Source organism: Acinetobacter sp. G18 (assembly GCF_052660225.1).
In genome coordinates this window covers 1,870,215-1,893,951 of record NZ_CP109658.1, presented here as the reverse complement: position 1 = coordinate 1,893,951, position 23,737 = coordinate 1,870,215, and the positions used below count along the sequence as shown (strand labels likewise).

22 protein-coding genes and 2 pseudogenes are annotated in these 23,737 nt (G+C 35.9%); 8 read left to right on the top strand and 16 right to left on the bottom strand.

Annotated elements, in window-relative coordinates; all coding sequences use genetic code 11:
• Window positions 1–34: 34 nt before the first annotated feature.
• The 3 genes from NE363_RS09045 to NE363_RS09035 form a co-directional block, all read right to left on the bottom strand.
• A complete protein-coding gene (locus NE363_RS09045; RefSeq protein WP_019459160.1) occupies window positions 35–769 on the bottom strand; it encodes a fimbrial biogenesis chaperone in 735 nt (244 codons plus the stop codon).
• A gap of 85 nt (window positions 770–854) precedes the next feature.
• Entirely contained in the window at window positions 855–1,388 is a 534-nt protein-coding gene (locus NE363_RS09040) for a fimbrial protein (protein WP_000731817.1), read from the bottom strand.
• A gap of 449 nt (window positions 1,389–1,837) precedes the next feature.
• Entirely contained in the window at window positions 1,838–2,128 is a 291-nt protein-coding gene (locus tag NE363_RS09035; RefSeq protein ID WP_134261736.1) for a hypothetical protein, read from the bottom strand.
• 1,424 nt (window positions 2,129–3,552) lie between these two features.
• On the opposite strand from NE363_RS09035, the gene adeT1 reads away from it, so the two are divergent.
• Complete coding sequence (gene adeT1, locus NE363_RS09030; protein ID WP_445536321.1) at window positions 3,553–4,548, top strand: putative multidrug efflux protein AdeT1; 996 nt, start codon at window positions 3,553–3,555, stop codon at window positions 4,546–4,548.
• A gap of 130 nt (window positions 4,549–4,678) precedes the next feature.
• Here adeT1 and NE363_RS09025 read toward each other — a convergent pair whose 3' ends face one another.
• A complete protein-coding gene (locus tag NE363_RS09025) occupies window positions 4,679–5,578 on the bottom strand; it encodes a LysR family transcriptional regulator (RefSeq protein ID WP_033850090.1) in 900 nt (299 codons plus the stop codon).
• Between the two features lie 110 nt (window positions 5,579–5,688).
• On the opposite strand from NE363_RS09025, the gene NE363_RS09020 reads away from it, so the two are divergent.
• Complete coding sequence (locus NE363_RS09020; RefSeq protein ID WP_445536371.1) at window positions 5,689–6,612, top strand: alpha/beta hydrolase; 924 nt, start codon at window positions 5,689–5,691, stop codon at window positions 6,610–6,612.
• 62 nt (window positions 6,613–6,674) lie between these two features.
• Here NE363_RS09020 and NE363_RS09015 read toward each other — a convergent pair whose 3' ends face one another.
• Window positions 6,675–7,193, bottom strand: coding sequence for a GNAT family N-acetyltransferase (locus NE363_RS09015; protein WP_445536320.1), 519 nt, complete (start codon window positions 7,191–7,193; stop codon window positions 6,675–6,677).
• A gap of 178 nt (window positions 7,194–7,371) precedes the next feature.
• On the opposite strand from NE363_RS09015, the gene NE363_RS09010 reads away from it, so the two are divergent.
• From NE363_RS09010 to NE363_RS09000, 3 genes are read left to right on the top strand one after another with little or no spacing between them, the layout of a single operon-like run.
• Window positions 7,372–7,917 (top strand): PAAR domain-containing protein, encoded by a 546-nt coding sequence (locus tag NE363_RS09010; protein ID WP_445536319.1) that lies wholly within the window; start codon window positions 7,372–7,374, stop codon window positions 7,915–7,917.
• Between the two features lie 9 nt (window positions 7,918–7,926).
• Window positions 7,927–8,541: a hypothetical protein gene (locus tag NE363_RS09005; RefSeq protein WP_445536318.1), complete on the top strand. Its 615-nt coding sequence runs from the start codon at window positions 7,927–7,929 to the stop codon at window positions 8,539–8,541.
• The gene (locus tag NE363_RS09000) at window positions 8,538–9,026 is read left to right on the top strand and encodes a hypothetical protein (RefSeq protein ID WP_445536317.1); all 489 of its coding nucleotides are present in this window, start codon (window positions 8,538–8,540) and stop codon (window positions 9,024–9,026) included. The genes NE363_RS09005 and NE363_RS09000 overlap by 4 nt, the downstream gene beginning before the upstream one ends.
• 57 nt (window positions 9,027–9,083) lie before the next feature.
• Here NE363_RS09000 and NE363_RS08995 read toward each other — a convergent pair.
• A pseudogene (locus NE363_RS08995) lies at window positions 9,084–9,173 on the bottom strand (TetR/AcrR family transcriptional regulator); the annotation flags it as partial.
• 15 nt (window positions 9,174–9,188) lie between these two features.
• The gene (locus NE363_RS08990) at window positions 9,189–9,707 is read right to left on the bottom strand and encodes a GNAT family N-acetyltransferase (protein ID WP_445536316.1); all 519 of its coding nucleotides are present in this window, start codon (window positions 9,705–9,707) and stop codon (window positions 9,189–9,191) included.
• A gap of 188 nt (window positions 9,708–9,895) precedes the next feature.
• On the opposite strand from NE363_RS08990, the gene NE363_RS08985 reads away from it, so the two are divergent.
• On the top strand, window positions 9,896–11,836 hold the full coding sequence (locus NE363_RS08985) for an AAA family ATPase (protein WP_445536315.1): 1,941 nt from the start codon (window positions 9,896–9,898) through the stop codon (window positions 11,834–11,836).
• Window positions 11,837–11,891: 55 nt separating this feature from the next.
• Here NE363_RS08985 and NE363_RS08980 read toward each other — a convergent pair whose 3' ends face one another.
• The gene (locus tag NE363_RS08980; RefSeq protein WP_445536314.1) at window positions 11,892–12,446 is read right to left on the bottom strand and encodes a TetR/AcrR family transcriptional regulator; all 555 of its coding nucleotides are present in this window, start codon (window positions 12,444–12,446) and stop codon (window positions 11,892–11,894) included.
• 134 nt (window positions 12,447–12,580) lie between these two features.
• Here NE363_RS08980 and NE363_RS08975 point away from each other — a divergent pair, with 134 nt between their 5' ends.
• Complete coding sequence (locus NE363_RS08975; protein WP_445536313.1) at window positions 12,581–12,775, top strand: hypothetical protein; 195 nt, start codon at window positions 12,581–12,583, stop codon at window positions 12,773–12,775.
• Between the two features lie 424 nt (window positions 12,776–13,199).
• Here the strand turns inward: NE363_RS08975 and NE363_RS08970 are convergent, their stop codons facing one another.
• Window positions 13,200–13,793, bottom strand: a complete 594-nt coding sequence (locus NE363_RS08970; protein ID WP_445536312.1) for a hypothetical protein — start codon at window positions 13,791–13,793, stop codon at window positions 13,200–13,202.
• A 436-nt stretch (window positions 13,794–14,229) separates the two neighbouring features.
• Here NE363_RS08970 and NE363_RS08965 point away from each other — a divergent pair, with 436 nt between their 5' ends.
• Window positions 14,230–14,670 (top strand): HD domain-containing protein, encoded by a 441-nt coding sequence (locus tag NE363_RS08965; protein ID WP_200002263.1) that lies wholly within the window; start codon window positions 14,230–14,232, stop codon window positions 14,668–14,670.
• 198 nt (window positions 14,671–14,868) lie between these two features.
• On the opposite strand, the gene NE363_RS08960 is transcribed toward NE363_RS08965, so the two are convergent.
• From NE363_RS08960 to NE363_RS08930, 7 genes and pseudogenes are all read right to left on the bottom strand, one after another.
• Window positions 14,869–16,032, bottom strand: coding sequence for a hypothetical protein (locus NE363_RS08960; RefSeq protein ID WP_445536311.1), 1,164 nt, complete (start codon window positions 16,030–16,032; stop codon window positions 14,869–14,871).
• Entirely contained in the window at window positions 16,025–17,353 is a 1,329-nt protein-coding gene (locus NE363_RS08955) for a TolC family protein (protein ID WP_445536310.1), read from the bottom strand. Before NE363_RS08955 ends, NE363_RS08960 begins: the two co-directional genes overlap by 8 nt.
• Complete coding sequence (locus NE363_RS08950; RefSeq protein WP_445536309.1) at window positions 17,350–18,936, bottom strand: GH3 family domain-containing protein; 1,587 nt, start codon at window positions 18,934–18,936, stop codon at window positions 17,350–17,352. The genes NE363_RS08955 and NE363_RS08950 overlap by 4 nt, the downstream gene beginning before the upstream one ends.
• On the bottom strand, window positions 18,933–19,721 hold the full coding sequence (locus tag NE363_RS08945) for a hypothetical protein (protein WP_400200688.1): 789 nt from the start codon (window positions 19,719–19,721) through the stop codon (window positions 18,933–18,935). Before NE363_RS08945 ends, NE363_RS08950 begins: the two co-directional genes overlap by 4 nt.
• A gap of 188 nt (window positions 19,722–19,909) precedes the next feature.
• Window positions 19,910–21,457 carry a DHA2 family efflux MFS transporter permease subunit gene (locus tag NE363_RS08940; protein ID WP_019456767.1) on the bottom strand — a complete coding sequence of 516 codons (1,548 nt, stop codon included), beginning with the start codon at window positions 21,455–21,457 and terminating at the stop codon, window positions 19,910–19,912.
• Between the two features lie 24 nt (window positions 21,458–21,481).
• Window positions 21,482–22,543, bottom strand: a complete 1,062-nt coding sequence (locus tag NE363_RS08935) for an HlyD family secretion protein (protein ID WP_039250962.1) — start codon at window positions 22,541–22,543, stop codon at window positions 21,482–21,484.
• 682 nt (window positions 22,544–23,225) lie between these two features.
• Window positions 23,226–23,693, bottom strand: a pseudogene (locus NE363_RS08930) (amidase family protein); the annotation flags it as partial.
• Between the last annotated feature and the right edge of the window lie 44 nt (window positions 23,694–23,737).

Here is a 23,737-nt window from a genome sequence, read left to right as displayed (position 1 = left end):
AGGTGCTTAAAATTTATTAAAAATATAAATCTGATTATTGAAGCTTTATTGTGTGTTCGACTCGACCACCGTAGTCATTCACATTAATAAAACTCATATCCTGAACATTGCCATTCTTAAGCTGAACGGATGCATCAGAAAAAGGCTTTACCATTAGCCCTTCAGGTAATAAATCAACTTTTTTATCACCGACTTTCTGAAAAACTGAAGTCATTGTGATATGAAAAGGAGTTGGATTTTTTACCGTTAAGTTTTGACCAGATTTAACCCATTGAAGTTTATCTGCTGCTAAGTTCGCGTCATCTTTAATCGAAGCTGGACGATAAAAGAATTTAATGCGTGAGCGAATGGCTAATTGCAGAAAATTATCAGGTGTCGTATCTGCACCCTTTGAGGTTGGTCTTGGAGGAATATCCAAAACGTTTAACCATAAAACAGTTTCTTGCTTTTGATTCAATTGAGAAGCTGTAGGGAGGGCCGTAATACGAAAAGTCTGACTTTTAGTTGCTTCAACACGAGAAATTGGAGGAGCAATCATAAAAGGAACTTTTGATTGGTCTGGAGTACTTTTTGCATCACCTTCATCAATCCAAGCTTGAACAAGAGCTGGTTTTGAACCGTTATTGCTAACTTGTAGCGTCACTTCACGAGCATCTGATGGATAAATTACACGAGTACCATGAATTACAATTTCTGCATGAGTGGCAGGTACAACTACCGCCGAAGCAAATGCCAAACCTAACAAAAAATTATAACTGTTCAATTTCATTTCAGATTCTCAGCCAACGAAGTTTGGGAAAGTGCTACACAAAATAGGGTTTCTATACGAATATAGAAACCCTATGATCCATCAATTATTGATAGATAATTGTGTATTGAACAGAAGTGTTCACTTTACCAGCAGTAGAAGCGCCAGTTGCATAGTATTCAGCATAGTAGTTAAGGTCTGCGCTACCAGCTGCAGCTACGTCAACCCATTGTGAGTTAGCTTGAGCACCGTTTGCACCAGCAGCAAGAACTGGGATGAAGTTGTTGTTGCTACCTAAAAGTTGAACGTTAACGTTTTTAGCACCAGTAGCGTCTTTGTTAAGTAAACGACCAGTATTAAAGTCAACATTTGCACCTGGTTCAAAGTAAGTAGCTACTTTACCTTCAGAACAGTTAGCTAATTTAATTTGGAAAGGAGTACGACCAGCAACATCCCCAGCAACAGCTAAAGTTTGTTTAGAAACAGTTGGAAGAGTAACTGTGAAATCTTTACCAGCAGGTGTAACGATGTCACAAGTTTTGTCTGTTACTAAACCATTAATTGTAATTGTACCATCAGCAGCTTGAGCGTTCGCAATTCCTACAACTGAAAGAGCAGCGATTAGAGCAAGTTTTTTCATAGTGTTTTCTCAAAAAGTCTGGATAAAAGTTTAATCTCTTACTTTTCCAGAGTTTGGCATCTTGAAAAGTAATGCGGCGATACTAACACTTTTAAAACAAAATGCAAACTAGATCACAATATTTTTAAATAAAAAGAAATAAAACACTGATTTTGACTAAAATCCAAGGATATAAAAAAACTAAGTCTATGTTTTAAAAAGAATTTCTAGTTATTGTAAGTATGAGAAAAGTACTAAAAAAGTATTTCAAGAAAAAAATAAATACTTATAAAAAATTTGGTAAAACAATTATATACGATAGTTTATCTTTTTGCTAAACAAAGTGTGATCAATTAATCTTTTTTTAAGGTAAAAGGTGAATTGCTTCTTTTTTGACTAAATAATAAGCAATTCACCTTAATCTTTACATAGAGTACTTCATCCAGAGCAACAAATCTGGACTAATATTTTTAGTGATAATTTAGAACTACTACTTTTTTATTAGCAGTTATTGTTTCAATACTTGTATCCATTTTTTCAGTATGTCGTGCCAAGTTGAATACATTGTCTTTATTTAAATATTGAGTATCGATAGTCGTATTCAGCGTATTGATTTGAGCACATGCTTTTTCAACATTTACTGTAGAACAAGTGTCTTCAACAATATTTCCTTTAATCATTATTGTGTTATTTGCATAACAAAATAGTGGGGAAGTGGAAATTACCGCTAAAACCATAAGTTTAAATATATTATTTTTCATTTTATATATACCTATTTATTAAATAGTTAATATAAGAGATACAATAATTTTTATTTAAAAACAATATAAAAATTCATTTTAATAAAAAATAAATAAATAACATGTGACCTATATCTCACTCATTATTTTATTTATATAAGTAGTTAATACTTTATAATTAATTTAATAAAAATGATAATAAAATCACACTTTTACAATAATAATGAATTACAGTCCATATAAATTTAAATTACTGATAATAAATGCTTTTAATCAAAACACGATCTTTTAGCGATAGATTAAACTTATTCTTAGATATTTTTTATTAATAATGGAATTTATATAATATAATTTTTAAATAATCACAAAAATAATTGATAATATAAAATACAAACCTTTAAAGCTCTTTCAAATTTTCAACTAATAAAAATAGCCATATTTTAAAATATAGTTAAATAATTGCAAAAATTTATTTAGAATAAATTAATAGTTTTGAAATTGAACTTTGAAGCCACTTAAAGCTCCAAAGGCTAATTCTTGTGCTATGACAACTGCTATCTACTTGTATGAATTTGTTTTAACCCTTAACTTTGAACAAAAAAGAATTATCTAATGATATTCATAAGAGTAAACACAAAAAAGTGCCTAGAGAATGTTGTAGTGACTCTTAGGGCTTTATAAGTCTCTTAAATTTGTATTAGTGGATAAAGCTCAATACATAGTCAGCAAACAAGAAGCCAGAGTTGGAAATATATTGCTAGCTATGGCCAAATATACATTACAAGATAGTTCGCATAATGTATATTATGTTAAATAAGATATGTAGAAATCTACCTATATAAGACTCTGGCTGCTCTACGTTGTTGCTGCGCCGTTTATTCTTTACTGTGGTTAATTATTAAGCTTGCACCTCTGTCTGCTGGGCCTTAGCGCTCTTAATTACCTTTGGTATAACCCTATTTCTAGTTTTAACCAGAATAATTCTCTAGGCAGCCTTCTACAAAATGTAATTACACTTTTATATTTGCCCCTAGTGAGCTGAGTTATTCACTACATCCTAAATTTACGACCTGCATTTGTGGTTGCTGGCTACCTAGAGATTATTTTGCTAAATTGCCTTTTGGTTCTTAAAGTTATTAATTTGCTTAGGCTAAATTGCAACATACAGAATATTTTCTATCTTATTGAAATTTATATAAATATTTTTAAAAACCCTCTTTACATGCTCTTAAAAAATGATATAGTACGTGTGTGCAGCTATTCTTTAAATTTAGCCTGCTGCTAGATCTCAAATTATATAAACCATAGCTAAATCACAAAAAAATAAGATCCAACTCAAAGCTGTCTTTTGACCTTTTCTCTTTAAATTTTTATTGAGGTGTCATATCTAATTTAACCAAGATTCATACAATAATTTTTATAATTTAAATAATGGATAATTAAATATGGATCGTTTGAAAGTTATTTTATTGATTACAAGTACCTGTTTAACAACAACACTTTATGCCAAACAACAAGTTGTCTGTGTTTTTGACCCAATTGGTAAGTCTGGAGAAGCTTTTGCTTTAGCAAAGGATTATGCTCTTGAAGCTAAAAATTGGGGAGCTGATCTATCTTTAAAAGCATATGTTGATGAACGTGTTGCGGCTGAAGACTTAAAAGTTGGAAAATGTGATGGCGCTATTATTAGTGGTTTACGTGGCCGTCAATTTAATAAATACACAGGATCCTTAGATGCGGTTGGCGCATTAACAAATATGAAAACGGCAATTAATGCCTATAAGCTGTTGTCATCACCTATGGCCGCAAAAAATATGGTGGTAGGCCCATACGAAATTGCAGGTTTAGGGACTATTGGCCCTGCATATTTATTTGTAAATGATAGAAGTATAAATACACTCGCTAAAGCTGCCGGCAAGAAAATTGGAGTATTTAAATATGATGAAGCTCAACCAAAGCTTGTGCAACAGGTTGGCGGTCAGGCTGTATCGGTAGACGTCACCAACGCTGGCGCAAAGTTTAATAACCATGAAATTGATATTGTGCCCGCTCCTATTGTGGCCTTTAAACCTTTTGAGCTATATAAAGGTTTAGGTGAGAAAGGCGCTATCGTTCGTTTTCCTTTGACTCAAATTTCAGCAAACTTCATTATTCGTAAAGACCAATTTCCAGCAGGTTTTGGGCAAAAGTCTCGAACTTGGGTAGCCAGCCAACTAAACAGAACGTTTGGCGTTATTGCTAAATATGAAAGTGATATTCCTTCAAAGTACTGGATGGATATTCCTAAAAATGAACAATTAAACTATATGAAAATGATGCGCGAAGCACGTATACAGCTAACCAAAGCAGGTATTTATGACCCTAAAATGATGATTTTTTTGAAAAAGGTAAGATGTAAAGAAACCCCAAGTAATTTTGAATGTGCGTTAAATGATGAATAAATTAAGCAAACTTCTTCTTTCATCATTAACTTAAACCAATTTTCTTACACGGATGTTTTGAGATATCCGTGTTTATTTAATTAATAGCAAAATTCTAATCATTGACTCAAACTATAAGTCTTATGCGCAGCTATTTTTTATTAAAATTTTCTTTTAACGCATCAATTAAGATATTTAATAAAGGTGCTTGCTCACGTCTGTGGGGATAATACAGATGATAAGGTTCATAGCTATGTCGCCAGTCCTTTAGCGTTTCTTCCAGTTCACCACTTTCAATATAAGGCTGAACCATATCAATAGGTAAATAAGCGATTCCTACACCGCTCCTTACTGCTTGAAGCACTGGAGATAAGGTTGTAAAAACGATTTTAGCATTAACAGTAATTATTTGTGTTTTACCTTGTTTGGTAAATTGCCAACGATAGAGTTCACCATGTGTTGGTAATCTTAAATTAATACAGTGGTATTCCACTAAATCTTTTGGATGCTTTGGGTGACCATAACGAGCTAAAAACTCTTTGGTTGCAACAGTGAGCATTTGTATTGGCTCACTCACCTGTAAAGCGATCATATCTTTAGAAACTAAACCACCTCTTCTAAGTCCTGCATCAAAACGCCCTTCTACAATATCAACAAGACCATAATCAGATATGATCTCTACTGAAATTTTTGGAAATTGTTGTATGACTTTTTCAACTGCTGGCCATAAAACACTTTGTATTCCATATTCATCTGCGCTAATACGTAATGTTCCTGCTGGATCATTTTTTAAAGCACTAATTTGATTTATGCCATTTTCTATTTCTTCTATTGCAGGTTGAAGCAAATTTAATAGATATTCACCTGCTTCTGTCGGTGCCACACTTCGTGTTGTTCTTGATAATAGTTTTATGCCAATTCGGTCTTCTAAATTACGGAGTGTTTGACTAATGGCTGACTGTGAAGTCCTGAGTTTTGCGGCTGCGCGTGTAAAGCTACGTTCCTGAGCAACGACCATAAAAGTGTGCAAATCATTTAAATTTTCTTTCATTATTTATAAGTATTCAGTATAAGTGCTATCTGATTATAGTGGATTATCATAATAAATCACCACGGTTATATTAATTTCATCGACCTAGTTCTTCTTTCGGAGAGAAGATGATGAAAACTGTAACTTTCAAAAATAAAAACATCGATGTTTCTGCAACTATACGTTTTCCAAAAGATTTCGATGAAAACAAAACATATGCAGCCATTGTATGTGCGCATCCAATTAGTAGCTGTAAAGAACAAACTGCCGGCGCAATCTATGCTGAAAAACTCACTGAAGCTGGGTTTATTACTTTAGCATTTGATGCATCGTATCAAGGTGCTAGCGGTGGTGAACCTCGTTTTCTTGAAGACCCTGCAACACGTGTAGAAGATTTCCGCTGTGCAGCCGACTATTTAACAACGCTTGCTTATGTTGATGAAAACCGTATTGGTGTATTAGGTGTGTGTGGTGGCGGTGGTTATGCTGTTAATGCTGCTATGACTGAACGCCGTTTTAAAGCAGTCGCAACTGTGGTTGCAGCAAACTATGGTCGTTTAATGCGTGAAGGCGACCAAACACCTGAAGCTGCCATTAAAACTTTAGAAGCCATTGCAGCACAACGTACAACGGAAGCTCGTGGTGCCGAACCGTTTATTACCCAGTACATTCCAAACTCACAACAAGAGCGTGAGCAAGCTGGCATTCATGATATTGATATTAAAGAAGCTGTAGATTACTACAAAACCCCGCGCGGTCAGACAGAAGGTTCACCAAATAAACTTCGCTTTTCAGGTTTAGCGGCTGCTGTTGGGTTTGATGCCTTTCATTTGGCAGATCACCTACTCACCCAACCCTTACAAATTGTGATTGGTGGAGTTCCGGGAGGCTTCGGTTCATATCGTGACGGTTATGAGCTATATAACAAAGCGGCCTCTAAAGATAAAAACCTCTTTGTGGTTAAAGATGCAAGCCATTATGACTTATATGATCAACCTGAACCTGTTGTTCAAGCCTTAGAAAAAATTATTCCATTTTTTCAAAAACATCTTTAATTCATAAATTGGAAAGTTTCCCAAGCGGGGAAACTTTCCAAATAGATAGGCTTTAGCGATAGTTAAACAAGCCTTTTATAATAAATCGCTGTACCGTCATAGTTCCCATTTGAACTTAATGCAAAACTTGGAATTACTCCCACACGAACAAATCCAATTTTACTATATAAAAGTTCGGACACATCACCTTCACGTGTATCTAAGACAAGTAAGCGCAAATCCTTTTCTCGTGCAAAGTTTTCTAGTTCGTTCATTAGTAATGTTGCTATTCCTTGTTTTCTTGCAGAAGTAAGCACCATGAGTTTTTCAACCTCGGCTCTATGAACGCCATTCTTTTTACTTACCAAAGACAATTGAACACTACCTACAATTTTTCCTTCTCGTATGGCAATCCATAGACGGCTATTACCTTGTGCTAATTTATGGTTGACCTCACGCCAGTAATTTAAGACTTCGTTCTTTTCTATAGGGGCTAAGAAACCTATTGAGGCTCCGTTATTTACAGAATCTTCTAACAATAGCGATAGGCCTTGTTCATGGTCATCAATTTCCTTTATTTCTAAAATTTCAATATCTTTCATATTTTTCTCTACGTTATTGGATATTAATTGAATAATTATTTGTGAAGAAATTATATATAAAAATGACTTCATTTTTACCGACCATCTTCATGAAGTTTCTTAAATAAAAACATACAGAACCGTCTACCTACCATTGCTATCATTCTGACACTTCTCAAGAAAATAAGAAGGAATCGTTTTGGCAACACCATATATAACAATAGGCTGCCCAACTTCAAGTGGTGGTCAAGTAATTTCTGGGAACAGTATGTTCCTCATTGACGGTATTCCCGTTGCCTGTGTCGGTGATAAAGCTACATGCCCAACTCATAAAATCGTTGCGACAATTGTCTCAGGCGATTCATACATGCAAATTTTTGGTAAAGCTGCCGCGCGTGTAAATGATTCACTTTCATGCGGTTGCAAATTATTGCCTCAACAAAATTTAGTTGTTCAGGATAATGGCGGTGGTTCGTCTCAAAGTGCAGCTAATACCAATACGGCTGCTCAAGATAGATTTGTAGAAGATAAACCTAAAGAATATGGAATTCAGTTCCAGTTAAAGGATGAGAAGACACAAAAGGTCTTTTGCGATATTCCCTATTCAATTATTTATAAGAAGGATGGAAAGGTAGAAACTGGTTGGACTGATAAAGAAGGTAAAACTCATGTTATCAATGCTGCTACACCTGATGAGGTGGAGTTTCAGACGATTGATGCTTCTAAACCGCTACCACCGCTTTAAGGATTGATAATGGCACAAGATAAAGTATTTTCACCGACATTAATTCCCTCTTTGGATAACGAAGTTAAAGTCTGTCATGCGGATGAATTACTAGATCCTCTCTTATGTAATAGCATTGTTAAGATTCTAAACTATCATACAACAGTACCTTATACTTTTATGATGAACCAAGCACAATGGGACTGGGTGAAACAGCATTATCCATTTGAGCATGATCTTGCAATACGCTTTGGTCTTGAATTCGATTTACGTCAATTTTCAGATGAAGTATTGGGACGCTATTCATTTCATACGATGATGTACTTAAAGTTCACTCTATATGCTCAAAAGCACTCTAGGAATAAAGGTGCTGAGATGATTACAGAGCTTGCAAAGGATACCTTTAAAGCTCGTATGGCAATTACTAAACAAAACTTTGGTGAAATAATAGATTTGGCCTTATCCAATGCGAGTAAACCTGTTCTTGCCGCTAATGCTTTAGCAACGTTTACCAACAATGGACCATATGGTATTAACGAGTATATGTACAAAAATGTATTTGGTCGTCCTTACGATCAAGCAACTGTTTCGTTATATATTCAGAATTACCACTACTCTCCACCTAATAACCGCTTCTCAATATGAAAATTACATTAATACCAATACTTTTACTTTCCTGCTTATTCCTGACTTCTTGTAAAGCTTCAACAGATAAAGAAGACATTGATAACTATGTGAAAGTAGACCTTAAAAATTATGCTACTGACAATTATAGATTGATCATTGAAGCAAATAAGAATGTGAACAATGAGCCTGCTTTGAAAAACTCTTTGTTTAACAATTCCTATGTTAAGTTAGAAACAGCACGGAACCTTTTAAATGATGAGTATCCAGATTGGGTTCAAGGCTTAGATAAAAACGGTTATGACTATGGTGACCTCAACACAATATGTTGGATGACTGTATTCATGGAAAATTACGTGAACAAAGTTGAAGGTTCATACAAAAGCCAGCTTAAAAATGAAACAGTAAATGATGTTCACAGTCTTTATGGTGAAAGAAAGAAAATTATTAAGTTACGCGATAGCAAAGATAAGACTGCTCGAAACTTTGTAGAAGTATGTGAATAGATCATTATTATAAAAGCTCTGAATATTCAGGGCTTTTTAAATTGCTTTAACGAAAATCGAAGCATCTGACTTAAGCACTTTAAGCTGGCTATATATTTCGTTAGTAAGCCATGTTTTATATCTCACGGCAGTTGTATAAGCTTTTGGAAGTTTTTTCTAGTTTCAAATAAGCTTTTTATAATAAATCGCGGTGCCGTCATAGTTCCCGTTTGAACTTAATGCAAAACTTGGAATTACACCCACACGAACAAATCCAATTTTGCTATATAAAAGTTCGGATACATCGCCTTCACGTGTATCTAAGACAAGTAAATGCAAATCCTTTTCTCGCGCAAAATTTTCTAGTTCATTCATTAGTAATGTTGCTATTCCTAGTTTTCTTGCTGTTGTCAGAACCATGAGTTTTTCAACTTCGGCTCTATGAACGCCGTTCTTTTTACTCACCAAGGACAACTGAACACTACCTATAATCGTTCCTTGTTGAATAGCAATCCATAGGCGGCTGTTACCCTGTGCTAACTTATGGTTGACCTCACGCCAATAATTTAAGACTTCATTCTTTTCTATAGGAGCTAAGAAACCTATAGAAGCTCCACTATTGATAGAATCTTCTAACAATAGCGATAAGCCTTCTTCATAATCGCCTATTCCTTTTATTTCTAAAATTTCAATATCTTTCATATTTTTTCTCAAATTTATTTGAATAAAATTTACTAGAATAGTTCGCAATCCTTAATTAGATTTAGCATGTGTAGAAAGGACAGCTTTCAATTAAGAAATCTTCTCATCATTGTTAATATTTTCATAGTTTTATATACTAAATCTATATGAGGAATGTTAAATTAACTTATAAATTTTAGAGTTTTCATATGAATAAAAAATTATACTATTGGGGTGATAATTTAGAACAATATTCTTCTGATAACGAGGAAGACTATGGAGAAATTATTGAAATAAAGCGTCTAAATTTTTTTATTGGTAAAAATAATTCTGGAAAAAGCCGTTTCCTTAGAAACTTATTTGTTTCTAATTACCCTAGCAATTTTTTTAGTCATATTGAAATTTTAAAAAATATAAAAAGATTAGAAGAATTTTTAACCAATAAAAATTCTTCTCACCATTTTGAAAGTTTAGGTGACTTGAAAAGATTTCACGGTCAGTTTCTTTCAGAAGCTAAAATAGGAAAAGTTGATAAATTTATTTTTAATCTTTCAACAATAGATCAACTATTTTCTACGTTACCTGACACTTATCGTTCAGAAGCTAATTATAAAAATATTGAATTTACGAGAGATGATATAGAAAAGATAAATGACCTTTTTCAAGATAAATTTTATATTCCCACTTTAAGAGGTATGCGACCTGTAACAGATATAAATAATAAACAACCTTATCTGGAGCGTGCCCAAAAGGATTATTTTAAGGATAAGTCTAGGTTTAATGCTCAAAATATAATTACTGGTGAATGTTTATATTATGAATTAAAAGTTCACTTACTTGGCAAACCTGAACAACGTGAACTTATCAAAAAATATGAAGAAAAATTGAGTCAATATTTTTTTGATAATGAATTAGTTACTCTAATTCCGATGTTTGGTGAAGATAAAAATGGAAATGAAAATGATGTAGTACATATTAAAATTGGTGATGATGAACAATTTCCAATTTATGATCTGGGAGATGGTTTACAACAGGCTATTATTATGACCTATGAAGCTTTTATCAAAAAAGATAAGACACATGCTTTTTTTATAGAAGAACCTGAACTGCACATGCATGCAGGAATGGTGCGTCAGTTAATGAATTTCTATTTAAATGAAACACCGCATTACTATTTTTTTACCACACATTCTAACCACTTGTTAGATATGGTAGATGAATCAGATCAAGTCATTATCCAAAAAATTATCAAAGAAATAGATAAAGATAAGAGGTTTTCGTTCAAAATTTATAATTGTGACAAAGACCATGAATTATTAACTTCTTTAGGAGTTCGCCCCTCGTCTGTTTATCTAGCCAATTGCACAATTTGGATCGAAGGTGTTACTGATAGAATGTATTTATCTAAGTTAATGGATAAATATTTAAAAGAAATTGAACTATTAGAACCTGAAAACTATAAAAAATATAAAAGTTTTATGCCTAATTTTCATTATACATTCATCGAATATGCAGGTGGAAATATTACACACTGGAGTTTTATTGACGATTATCCTTCAAAAGAAGCAGCTCTTGAATTTCTTGAACACAATAAAGGCCTTACTGCCAAAGCCATTTCTAAAAATATCTTATTATTAGCGGATGGAGATAATGAAGGAAAAGCAGAAAGGCTACAAGAATGGGAATCTGAGTTAAAACCAGAGAATGTATATATTCTTCCTTGTAAGGAAATTGAAAACACAATCGATCCATCAATAATTTATAAAGCTTGTTTAATAAAATTCCAAGGAATAAGCAATACAAAAGATCAAATCACATTAAATGATGAAACCATTAGTAAGCTAACTCATAGAGGATTTGCTAGAGATACTTCTAATTTTGATATTAGCCAATTGAACCCTTCTATTAATTTTATAAGCAATAAAGGTATCGGAAAAATTATTGATGAGATTATTATCAAAGATAAGGACTTATTACTTCAGTCAAATCCACCTCGCTTATTTTCAGATGCTTCTGGTACAATTGATGATAAAGTTGGTTTTTGTGAAATATGCAAAATTTTAATGACTTACGAAGATTGGGTGCTCACCGAACCTGCAAAAGAACTTTGCGAAAAGATCTTTAAACATATTGAAGACTGCAATACTTAATTTCTTCTCAGAAAAGCACCTAAACTTATGTTCTAAAAAGGGTATTATAAAAGGCTTAAATAATACCCATCCCCCTCAAAAACACCCCCAACACTCTCTCATCAACTTCATCTGAGCTTAAACGCTGAATGATTGCACCATCAATCATATATAGAAATAGTTTGGCATCGGTAAAAGAAACATCGGAGTTAAGTGTTCTAAGCTGGCTATATATTTCGTTGGTGAGCCATGTTCTATATCTCACGGCGATTGTGTACGCGTTTGGGTAGTTATTTTTCGTTTCAAAAATGGCTTTAAATAGCAGGTAATACAGCCCGTCTATGTCTACGTGTAAGTCATAGAGCTTTTTGAGTTTATCGGCTGCGCTGGTGTATTCGTCGTATTCGACCATAGAAACTACTTTTTCTTGTAGTCGTTCTTTTTGCACGATCAGGCAAATATCAATAAAGCGTTCTTTAGAGTGAAAGTAGCGATAAAACGTCATTTTGGTTATTTCGGACTCGCTCGTAAGTCTGTCGATACCGACCAAATGAAACCCGTGGTAATGGAACAGCTCAATTGCTTTATTTACGACGTTAAAAGCACGTGTTGGGAGAGTTAAATTTTGCATATTTTTACCGTTATAAATTAAATTTTTGTTGTATATAAATGAGATATAAAAGTCTTCCACTTTTCTAAAGGTGAAAAAAAGGCGTAGCAAAGCCGTAAAGACTGTGCCGAGCACATCTCAAGTTTTAGTTGTTGATGAAAGTTTTAAGTAATAACGAGCTAAAGCCTGAAAAGCCTTACGGCGATCAAGCTGCGTTAAATGTTTTAAGCTGTGTTGTTATAGCTTTTGGCAAAGGTTGCCAAGAAATGATGGATGTGCAAAGCCAACTCCTTATATATGGAGTTCTGCCAGAGCATAAAATTTATGGTGGCAGAACGGAAGAGGGTTAGCAGACTTGGTAATACACAAGCACACCCGAAGGTGTCCCTCTCCCGTCCTACCGCTACGGGAGGAGACTAGGAGCTTACACACAAAACTATCCCTCAGAAAGGAATAATTCTGATGCGGTATTACAAGCGGTCTGCTAAAACCGACTGGCAATGTGGCCAGCAGGCAAATGGTAATCTCCAATATTTGAGGTGTCAATGTGAAATTGGCTAGAAATTATTTAAATAGTTATTATTTTTCATTTAATTAGATAATTAAGGAAACTCTTAAGTAATATTTACAATCTACTTTTATATCATTAAGTTAAAGTTTAAAATTTTAAGGACTTAATTGCTCTTATAAAAAGTTATTTTAAATATCTCATAAAAAATATTTATTAGAAAATAATATTTTCCCTATAAAAATATGCCCTTAAGGGCATATTTTTTAGGACTGATTCACACACTTTAACTTATCTTGCAAATTGAGTATTTGTTGTTGATATTCTTTAGCTATTACTTCGTTATCAGCTCTGATTTCTTGATCTGTCTTGTTATCAAAAACTGACCTTGCATGACCATTTCTAGCATTTTGTTTCTTTAATTCCAGATTACTGATTTTTTGAAGAATATCAGCATTTTCCTGATAGTTTTTAAGATGTGCCAGCAACTTTTGATTATCAGCATAGGCTTGGTCTAATTTTAAATTCAAAGTATCCTTTTCATTATTCAATTCTTTAATTTTGTTATTTAAATTCTGTACATTGTAATGATTTACTGTTAACTCACTATTGCTCTTATGGAGGTTGGTACTGAGCGTATCCTTTTTGTCCCCTAGATCCTGAGATTCTTTTTTGCTGGCATCTTTTTCATCTTTCAATTCGTTGTTTCTAGTCTGCAAATCTTTATTGATAATCTCCAAAGCTTCAACTTTAGGGGTATAGACAAACTGATTAACGAACCACAAACAAGCTGGAAAAGATATAACCATTGAAGCCATAAATGACGGCGCATTTCTTTTCACAAAATCAACAACATCCATAAATTTTCCAAAGTATTTCTAAATTATCGAGTTAACTAATTGATTTAAAGTTCTAAATATTGATGAAATAGTACGATATTTTATCATTAGCCACATCTATTTTGTCTTCTAAAAAGGGCTTTACAGGAATTTTTTATTTGACTGTAGAAACCTTTATTCTGTTTATAAATCCCATTTATTGTTAATTTTTCTATTAATTAAAATAAGTATATATTTTCTAAAAATACTTTTGCGCATTAATCACTTACGGCGAACCTATCTCAGGCTTAAATACGACCAACCTCTAGGTATGGAATCAGGTTTTTAGCAAAATTTGATCATGGTTAACCTTTAAAACAAGTATGTCTCACTTAGCTATTCAGTATAAAATTATGACCTAAGCGACTAATCTCACCCATTAGGCCGCCTCATATACTTAAATTGATAAGAGCAAAAAATGACTCAAAATCAAGTTGAACTCGCAGAAAAATTGTCAAAAGAATCTCATCAAGGTCAAAAGTATGGCCCTCATGATTACTTTGAGTACCATATTAAAGGTGTGGTCAATTCATTAATCGAGCATCAATTTTCAGAAATCTACATTATTACCGCCCTTCTACACGATAGTGTTGAAGACACGCCTCTTACGCTAGACAAAATCGAAAGCTTATTTGGAAAAGAAATCCGCGATGCCGTCGATGCACTAACTAAACGTGAAGATGAAACACGCGAAGAATACTTACTCCGTTGTGGTTTAAATCCAATTGCTAGAGTGGTGAAACTTCATGATGCAGCCTTTAATGCGCATAACTCACATAAGGACAATAATCACTCACGTGTCGATTATTACCTTCAAACGATGCTAGCTGTTTCAACGGCGCAAGATAAGTTGGGCTAAAGGGTCAAATTTACTAGGTTTATTAAATCCAAAACGAGTTATCTTGATTTTGTAACGTAATCAAAATCACTGTTAAAAAGTCTCTTGCTCTAGCGAACATTCATCATTTTGCGCATATATTTGCTCAAATCTATTTAATTTGCCTAAAAATGAGCAAATTTTTGCGCATTCATGACCTACGGCGAAGCTATATAAGGGTTAAATACGCCCAACTTCTAAGTACGGAATCAGGTTTTTATCAAAATTTGGTCTTGGGTCGCCCTCATAACTAATAAAACCATGCATACCTGTTAAACGCTCACCTTTATAGAACTGGTTTAACTGATAACGCGGGTCTTTATGGGAAAGCGTAAAACTCACCACACCAACACCTTGATGTTTTGACTGGTTATAGGCATCTTCAAGCATTTTATGATGCAAAGCTAAATCTTCAGGATGGCACATAAGCGTATGCAGTACGTGGTACTGAATAGAGTCACCCAGTTTAGGCAAACGCATGCCTTTGGTAATTGGGGTTAGCAAGTTATAAACGGGTCTAAGCACACCTATAGCCGAACTATAATTTAAAATTTTGGTTTGCTTAATACTATGCTGATCCCACAAGCCAAACATACCCACCAGTTTTTCACCGTTAAAGTAAAGTGAAAAGTCTGAGAGTTTCATCCCTGAAAAATATTGATGCCCTTGAGCAAGTTCTTTAAAGTCATAGGCAGGTATAAAGTTATAGTGTTCTGCCATGTCGGCAATAAACTGATTCATTGCGGCTACATGTTCAGCTTTGGCTATACAACTATGAATCTCTTGAAGATGACTCTGTTTAGCAGTCTGCTTTAAAAAAGCCGTGATTTTTCGTTTTGCGCCAGTACTCGTCAGGCTGAGTGTCTCTATAAGCCCTTCATCATAATAATCAGGCATTCCCGTTTTGCCCGTTTGTATAGCGGCGCGTGCGGCATGGTTATCATCAAAAATAATCATTTGGCTAAAGTTGGGTGCATGCATGGTCTGTTTTACATGCTTGGCTAATACCTTCACCAGTGATTTACCACGGTAGTTGTGATCTACCCGTAAGTCGCCAGCGTATCGCAAGTTTTGAACGCTCCGATCGACATAACAAGGACGATAGCCATTGCTATAACAAGCGAGCTTCTTTTGACTCTCGGTGTCTTCAATCACAACATGCAGTTTATGCCGATAGACAATGTCAGACGCTTTAAAATAACTCGGTTCACGCTGAAAACTAATTTGTATGCCTTTGGTGGTCATGGGCACCGCAATTAAGTCTCGTAAAGCCTCATCATCTGCCAAAGTTGCTTCACGGGTAATCAGGGTATTTTCTGCGAGTGGTGTATTTGTTTTATTCATTATTCACCTGTTGTACGGTCTGCATAGGAACCAAACTGTTTAAACGTCCCATTTGATCGAGTAGCTGATAAACAAACACTACTTCGTCTTGGTCATTTACGGTTTTTTGGGTTTGTGCATCGAGTAGCTTCTGCTCGGTATTAAGCAAATCAAAGGTCGTTTTGGTGCCGACATCAAACTCTTTACGTGTATAGACAAAGGCAATAGATGCTGCCTCTATAGCATTTGCCAATGCGTCTTTATTTTGTCGAATGGTTTGAAGCTGCGCATAGGTGGTACGGGTACGTTTATTTAAGTCCAGTTCAAGGCTTCGTATTTTCTGGTGAGCCAAATCGATATCGGCCTGCGCTTTTTTGACATTGGCGCGATTTAAACCATCGTCATAGAGCGGTACATTAAGCTGTAACCCGACCATATAGTTGTTACTTTCAGAACCTATATAACTTGCTTCATCCTGCTTTCCGGCACGACTGGTCAGCATAACTGTTGGCCAGAGTTCCCGTTTAGTTAAAGCGTATTGTTTCTCTGCGGCTTGCATTTCATATTTAGCGCGCATTAAAGCCGGATGGTTCTTGGTTTGCGCCAAAATTTCATCTAGTCCATTCGGTATAGCAGGCAATTGTTTAATTGCAACAAGGTTGTCAGGTGTTGTACCTGTTACTTGGTAAAACTGTGCTTCGCTTACGGTCAAATTAGACTGCGCCTGTGTAATATCGGCTTGACCTTGTGCAACTTGTGCCAAAACTTGAGCCAAGTCTGCACGGGTAATCATACCGACATCAAAACGGCGCTTTGACTCATATAGAGACCGTTGTAGGTTCGCCATGGTCTTTTGTCTGAGTTCTAAAATGGCTTTCTTTTTTAATACGTCGGTATAGACCATGACGGTATTTAAAATGGTTTCCGACCGTTGATCTGACAAGCCTTGGTGTTGGGCGGAAAGCTGACTCTCGGCAATATCTACACCTAAACGATGCCGCCCAGAGGTATAAATCGGATAATCTGCCTGTAACTGCAAACTTCGTCCTTTACGGTTTCCTTCAGTCGGAAACATGACTTTTGGTGGCGTATCTATTCGTTCATAGTCAAGCTGCCCAACTAAATTGACTTTGAGTCCATCACGCTGTTTAGCCTGTTCAAGCATAGCGGTAGACTGGTTTACGCTTAAACGGCTGACTTCAAGCTGACTTTCATGTCTTAAACTGGCAGACAACGCCTCGTCTAAAGTCATGGCATGTGTATTCGACACAACCAACACGCCTAAATACAAGGCGTGTCGAAGTGTTAAAAATCGAGTATTAAATGACTTCATCCCTTTCATAGTTGTTCCAAACTATTGAGGGTGACTTTTTTAAGTGGCTCAGGTTTGATATTGCCTTCGATAATGCCATCAAACATGACCAGTTGCTTATACGCATTCCAGCCGTTATTGGCTTGTCGAATTTGAGGCTGGTCGAGCTGTCCCAAGTTTCGTGCAAGTTCATAGTGGAAGTTTTGACGTAAAATACTATCGATATATTCATTGCTAATGCTGTGGTGAATTTCACCTTCAAAAAGCACGCAATAAAATGGTTTAACCTGTTGTTGGGTATCAATCGCAAGTAAAGAAATCGCTTTCGATTCCGTTTCATTTAACTGAGACAACAACTGCTGGGCGGTTTCAGGTGCAAGTTTCTCACCGACCAGATCTACCCCAAAACGGCGGCCTTGGAACTCAAAGCAAGGTATTTGCTCTATAAAGCCAGTCACTTTTAAGCAGTCATCTAAACAGTAACGTAGCAAACCATTACCCGAAGTAATGAGCGGGCTAACCACATCTCCTTGTTTAAGCTGCCATGAAGGAACGATTTCGCCTTGTTTCTCACCTTCTAAATATTCAAATTCATAGAAATGACTTTGGTAAGCCAATGGGTATTGGTCGTTATAGGGAATAGTCACTACACCTTCCGTCGCCCATAACCCTTTGCCTTCAAACTGAACGCTGGGTAATTTCTCTTTTAATTTTTCGGCCCAAGCTTTTGAGCCTGCGGTATCCCAACTCGAAACCAGACTTAACTTTGGCCAGAGCTTTTTAAAGTCGATCTGTGCGCCGTTTGAACTTGCAATTAATGCTTGAGCACTTTCAGGGCTATGCGGTGCAGTGACTTCTTTTAATGAAGTCTGACGATTGCCCCATTTACCACTGTTAAGCACCTCTATCACGTCTTTTTGTAGTGACTCTAAACGCTCAAGTAATTGCAGTGCAAAAGTCGGACTCCATACCGAAATCATGGCTAAGTTACGGTTTGCGACTAAATAACAAATGGTGGCAAAGAGAGCATCATCTGCATTGGCTGCAAAGGCAACGTTGCTTGGAACCGCTTGGGTAAACTTAGACAGTATGCGTTTACCTACGCCAAGTAGCGCACTATCATCATTTAAGTTTTTATCTTTTAAAACTTCACGCTGACTTTCAGGTAACCATGACACCGACCAGTAGTGTGTACCCGAACTCAGCTCTGGACACTTACGGTATAAACTTGCCATCCACGGCGCAATTGCATGGTCAAGTTCATCTAAAAACAGCTTGGTATATGGAATAAACTTGATTTGTTCACTCGAACCACTGGTTGGCTGGAAACGAACCAGTTTACTGCTAGACAAAGACAACTTTTGTTCACGGTAACGCTGAATGTCTTCTCGCCATGCGCTATAACGAGTCGCGGGAAATGCTTTTACAAACTGCTCATAATTTTGAACCTTTTTATCTTTGGCAAAGGTGGAAGTCTGTAATATCGAATGCAAAATTTGACGTTGTGTGGTTTCTAAAGCATTAAACTGTTTTTGGAAGTTACGGTCAGATGCATCACACCATTTTTTTAAAATAAGATGCGAGCCTAGAGTCAGCCATTCATTAGATTTCATTGGATAGCCTCTCTACGTTTTGTTTTATGGGTTACACAAGCTTCAAACTTTCCTTTACTGGTCGGCTTCGTCATGAGCTTAACTGGGAAACGGGCAATATCTTTCCAGCCCAGACGGCCTATACACGGTAGTTCTGTGCCTGCTTTCCAAGTTGGATTTTTTTGTTCAAAGAAATGAATGTTTGGATTCTTTTCTCGCATTTCGGCGGTAATGGGTGCAACTTCGCCTTTTAGTGGCTGATAGTCATCACCAAAGTTGAGTAAACCAGCTTCACGGTCGTAATATTCACCAAAGAATTTCTCACAGTAGTGCTCAACCACTTCCGAAAGGTGTTGGTTTTCATCTTTAATGTTTGGGTAATAGACATAGTAGTTATTGGCAAGTAATAGATAGGTCTTATAGCCCTTAGAAATGAGTAACCAATAGAGTTCGTTAAAAGGATATTTGATTCGAAGCTTAATCATGAGTTTAAGCATGGTACTTTGTAATGTACGCGTGCCCCAGAACTTCTTCAAAATGACCGTATCACCGCTAAAGAGCACGGTGTAGTCTTTACCGTTTAAGTAGAAATGCTGCACCACCACAGTCGAGAAACCGACTATTTCGTCTGTTTCTGAGTCAAAAATTAATATCGCACCGCTTTTATTTTCAAAATCATCTACAAAAATAGAAAATCTGGTATTTTCATAATACTGTTCGTAAATGGAATACATCTCTTTTAGTCGATCAGTATCAATTTGCTCTTTTTCAAAATATTGCCCATAAGTTGCGTTTTTCAGGTTCAATTTTGAAATCAGTTTATATGTTGTATTAATCATAATACTTTAATCTCCCACATCCAGATCTGTGAGTTCCGCTCGCTCATAAGGCGATGTTGGAAACTCGTATAAATGTTCTTTTTCTAAGAAGGGATACGTTTTGATATGCCCTATTGTTTTTCATTCTTTAAAAGCTGCCCTCTACTGCTAAAACTTTACATATTCATTTTCTTCCCCCTGTCCATAAAGATGGTTAAAAAGGCGGTCACAAACATAATGATTGCGAGCATGCGTAATAAATCATTGAAGCTAGATGTCAGTGCTTGAAAATGAATGTCGCGGTAAATCACACTCAGCGCGATTTGCTGAGCATTTGCACCGACTTCTTGATATTGCGCCGTGAGCTGATCAAGTCGCTCTGTAAATATCCAGTTTTGTGGTGTCATCGCCTGATTAATTTGGGTGACATGCATAGCGGTCAACCAGTCTAAGGATGAGTTAATCAGCGCCAGTCCAACCGCGCCGCCGATATTGCGCATGAGGTTATAAATACCGCTGGCATCGGCCACTTTACTAAGTGGCAAAGTGCTCATCGCCAAATGCGACACCACAATTAGGCAAATCATAAGACCAATACCGCGGTAAATTTGCGGCCAAAACATAAAGTCATAATCGCTGTGAATGCTGAGGTGCGAATTGAGCCATACACCAAAACCAGCCAGAACCATTCCGACAAATACGGTTTTACGGGTATCAAAGTTAGGAATAAGCCACGCAAGGAACGGCGCAAAACAGAACATGACAATGCCTGTCACCATCATGACGTGACCAATTTGGCTACTGTTCATTTCACGGACTTGCCCAAGAAACACGGGAATCATGTAACCCAAGCCATACAGCGCCATACCGATCACAAACGTTGTGATGGCACTTAAGGTAAAGTTTTTATTTTTAAATACCGATAAATCGAGCAAAGGCTTAGGCTGGGTAAAACTTCGAGAGAAGAAAATCATGCCGCCTATTAGGCAGACCATAAAAGCAATACGAACGCCTGTGTCTGCAAGCCAGTCATGTCGTGCACCTTCATCGAGGAAATATTCAAGCCCTCCCAAAAACATCGCCATACCCACCAGACTAAACCAGTCCATGCTTTTGATGAGTGAATAGTTCGCTCGGTCGATATTTGGGCCTGAGTAAATGACCGTGGCAATGATAATGCCCGGAATAATATTAATCAGGAACATCCAGTGCCATGAGAAGTTATTGGTGAGCCAACCTCCTATGGTGGGGCCAATCGCTGGCCCTAAAGTACTGATCATGCCAAACATGACCAAAGGCAATGACCGTTTTGGTTCGGGGAACAGTAAGTACAACGCCGTCATTGAAGTCGGAATCATCCCGCCGCCCATAAAGCCTTGAATGCCACGGAACACCAGTAAACTTTCCAAGTTCCATGACAAAGCACAAAGTAAAGAACTAACCGTAAAGCCGATTGCACACATGGTGTAATACACCCGTGTTGAAAGCACCCGCGAGACAATACTCGACATTGGAATTGCAATAATTTCGGCAATTAAATAAACCGTTTGTACCCAAGTGACTTCATAACGACTTGCACTCATGCCAGCTTGAACTTCGTTTAGAGAACTCGCCACAATCTGAATATCAAGAATCGCCATGAAGTTGCCAAAAATCATGGCAGCAAAAATTGCCCATGCAGTTTTTGCAGGAAACCTCCACTCGGCTTCAACATGCTTATTCATTTTCTTATTACCTAAAATTTTTTATTAAGTTCTTAGGTCAACGGTGGCACTCACCGACATTCCAGGTTTTATCAAATCAATATGCGGGCTTGAATCTATGGCAATACGTACAGGAATACGCTGTACAACCTTGTTAAAGTTGCCAGTGGCATTGTCTGGTGGCATGAGTGAGAAAGTTGCGCCTGAAGCTGGTGAAAAACTCTCAATTTTTCCGGTATAGGTGAGGCTCGGATAAGCATCAAGTTTTAACTTCACCTTCTGACCAACATGCATTTTTTCAATTTGGGTTTCTTTGAAGTTGGCTTGTACATACAAACTATTTTCAGGAATGATTGCCATTAAGCGGGTTTGTGGAGAAACACGTGAGCCTTTTTGAATTGCAAGGCTACCGATCTTGCCGCTCACAGGACTAACTACTTTTGAGGAAGCCAGATCGACCTGATAGAGATTCAAATTTGCATTGGCACTTTGAATATCTGCTAAAAGCTGCGCTCGACTCGCTTGTAAACTCCCCAACTGAGCTTCTGCTGCATTTACTGCGGCTTGTGCTTTACTGAGCTGTGCTTGAGCGGTTAAATATTGAGACTGAACACCCTCAAAGTTTTGTCGGGTAATCACGCCATCTTTTAATAAGTCTTGATAACGCTCAAACTCTTTTCTTAAGCGAGTTAAATCGGCTTGTGCTGCCACTACGCCACTATTTGCTTCTGTAATTGATGACTTGGCAGACTTTTCATTTTGTTGTTGTACACCGAGTGCGGCTTCTTTCAAACTCACCACAGAACGGGCTTGATCATAACGAGCTTGATAATCGCGGTGATCTAATACCGCTAAAGTTTCCCCTTTTTTTACCACCTGATTATCATTAATTAATAACTCCATCACTTCGCCTGAAATCTTTGGCATCACCCAAGTTACATCGGCTTGCACATATGCATTATCAGTAGATTGATAAAATCGGTATACAAAAAAATAATATACGATACCAGCAACTAAAAATAACAACAGGACACTAAAAACACCCCATGTTATTTTCTTTCGACTTTGGAAATTAGTATCAGTTTCTAGCTGAGCTACGTTATCCATATTCATTCCGCTTATTTGTAATATTCGATTTTTTATTTAAGCCAATAAAATTATTGGTTTCTTATTTACGTAACTTTTCACTTGGTTTTATTCAATGAATCGTGACAGCGTAAAATTTGGTGCAAATTATGGTTCTGAAGTGAATTAAATATCATTGACCTCTTTGCCATATATTTTTTCTATTTATGTCAATAAATCATGTTATATAAACTATATTTAAAAAATATTTAATTCTAATTACGATAGATTTCTCTTAATAAATCGATTTAAAAATCAAACATAAACATTTGTTAATTAACAAATTACTAAAGTTATTTATATTTTATTCAAAACTCCAAATCGGTTAATTTATTGCAGAAATGTTAACAAAAAGTTTTATTGTGTAATATTTAAGTATTATTAATTAAAATAACATGTAATTTAAAAATGAGTTAATAATCAAAATTTTTATACTTATACATATAGAATACATATAATTTATAAATATTATATTTTTTAAAAACAACAATAAGAAATCTAACAAAATCATTAAAGATGATAAACGGTAATTTTTAATAATTAAGTCACTCTACCGAGTAAAGTGACTTATATTTTTCCAGATAAAATAAAAGCAGAAAACAACCTCAAACCCATTATTTAAAAGCAAAAACAAACCTTTAAAAATAGTAGTTTAAGTGATTTTTTATTGATTTAAACCTTTGAAAATTTTTTCTAAAGTTATTCCAATAGCAAGTATTTCACTATCTTGATGAGCTAAGCCATCTATTTCTAAACCAACTGGCAGTTTTGATTTCGCCCCCTTTCCAATAGGTAAACTCAGCCCTGGTATTCCTATATTACTCCCGGGATCTGTATTTCGCATGAGGGTCTGGAAAGTTTCAATTGAATAGACTTCTTCATTTGCTAGTGGTGCCACAATTGGTGATGTTGGGAATAATAAAGCATGTAAATTATGCGCTTTAAATGTGTTTTGATAGAGTTCAAGCAATTGTGGCCGAGCTTCACTAATCGCTTTTTCATACAAAGGTAAAACAGGAACAAGTTGACCATTCGGATCTAGAGTTAACTCAGGAAGAATATTCAGTTTAAAAATTGCCTGTACATCTGGACTTGAGATCTGATCGACTAAAGATTCTAAGGTTAGGTCTAGTTGTATTCGCCAAATTGTTGCCTGCTATTTGGAAAAAATAAATT

Bases quoted from the DNA above. Each gene is read 5' to 3' on its own strand.
- NE363_RS09005 (WP_445536318.1), top strand. From the start codon at position 7,927: ATGGCACAAGATAAAGTATTTTCACCGACATTAATTCCCTCTTTGGAT.
- NE363_RS09020 (WP_445536371.1), top strand. From the start codon at position 5,689: ATGAAAACTGTAACTTTCAAAAATAAAAACATCGATGTTTCTGCAACT.
- NE363_RS08950 (WP_445536309.1), bottom strand. From the start codon at position 18,936: ATGAAATCTAATGAATGGCTGACTCTAGGCTCGCATCTTATTTTAAAA.
- NE363_RS09025 (WP_033850090.1), bottom strand. From the start codon at position 5,578: ATGAAAGAAAATTTAAATGATTTGCACACTTTTATGGTCGTTGCTCAG.
- NE363_RS08975 (WP_445536313.1), top strand. From the start codon at position 12,581: ATGAAAGTTTTAAGTAATAACGAGCTAAAGCCTGAAAAGCCTTACGGC.
- NE363_RS08985 (WP_445536315.1), top strand. From the start codon at position 9,896: ATGAATAAAAAATTATACTATTGGGGTGATAATTTAGAACAATATTCT.
- NE363_RS09035 (WP_134261736.1), bottom strand. From the start codon at position 2,128: ATGAAAAATAATATATTTAAACTTATGGTTTTAGCGGTAATTTCCACT.
- NE363_RS09000 (WP_445536317.1), top strand. From the start codon at position 8,538: ATGAAAATTACATTAATACCAATACTTTTACTTTCCTGCTTATTCCTG.
- NE363_RS08955 (WP_445536310.1), bottom strand. From the start codon at position 17,353: ATGAAAGGGATGAAGTCATTTAATACTCGATTTTTAACACTTCGACAC.
- NE363_RS09015 (WP_445536320.1), bottom strand. From the start codon at position 7,193: ATGAAAGATATTGAAATTTTAGAAATAAAGGAAATTGATGACCATGAA.
- adeT1 (WP_445536321.1), top strand. From the start codon at position 3,553: ATGGATCGTTTGAAAGTTATTTTATTGATTACAAGTACCTGTTTAACA.
- NE363_RS08940 (WP_019456767.1), bottom strand. From the start codon at position 21,457: ATGAATAAGCATGTTGAAGCCGAGTGGAGGTTTCCTGCAAAAACTGCA.
- NE363_RS09045 (WP_019459160.1), bottom strand. From the start codon at position 769: ATGAAATTGAACAGTTATAATTTTTTGTTAGGTTTGGCATTTGCTTCG.
- NE363_RS08965 (WP_200002263.1), top strand. From the start codon at position 14,230: ATGACTCAAAATCAAGTTGAACTCGCAGAAAAATTGTCAAAAGAATCT.
- NE363_RS08990 (WP_445536316.1), bottom strand. From the start codon at position 9,707: ATGAAAGATATTGAAATTTTAGAAATAAAAGGAATAGGCGATTATGAA.
- NE363_RS09040 (WP_000731817.1), bottom strand. From the start codon at position 1,388: ATGAAAAAACTTGCTCTAATCGCTGCTCTTTCAGTTGTAGGAATTGCG.
- NE363_RS08935 (WP_039250962.1), bottom strand. From the start codon at position 22,543: ATGGATAACGTAGCTCAGCTAGAAACTGATACTAATTTCCAAAGTCGA.
- NE363_RS08970 (WP_445536312.1), bottom strand. From the start codon at position 13,793: ATGGATGTTGTTGATTTTGTGAAAAGAAATGCGCCGTCATTTATGGCT.
- NE363_RS08980 (WP_445536314.1), bottom strand. From the start codon at position 12,446: ATGCAAAATTTAACTCTCCCAACACGTGCTTTTAACGTCGTAAATAAA.
- NE363_RS08960 (WP_445536311.1), bottom strand. From the start codon at position 16,032: ATGAATAAAACAAATACACCACTCGCAGAAAATACCCTGATTACCCGT.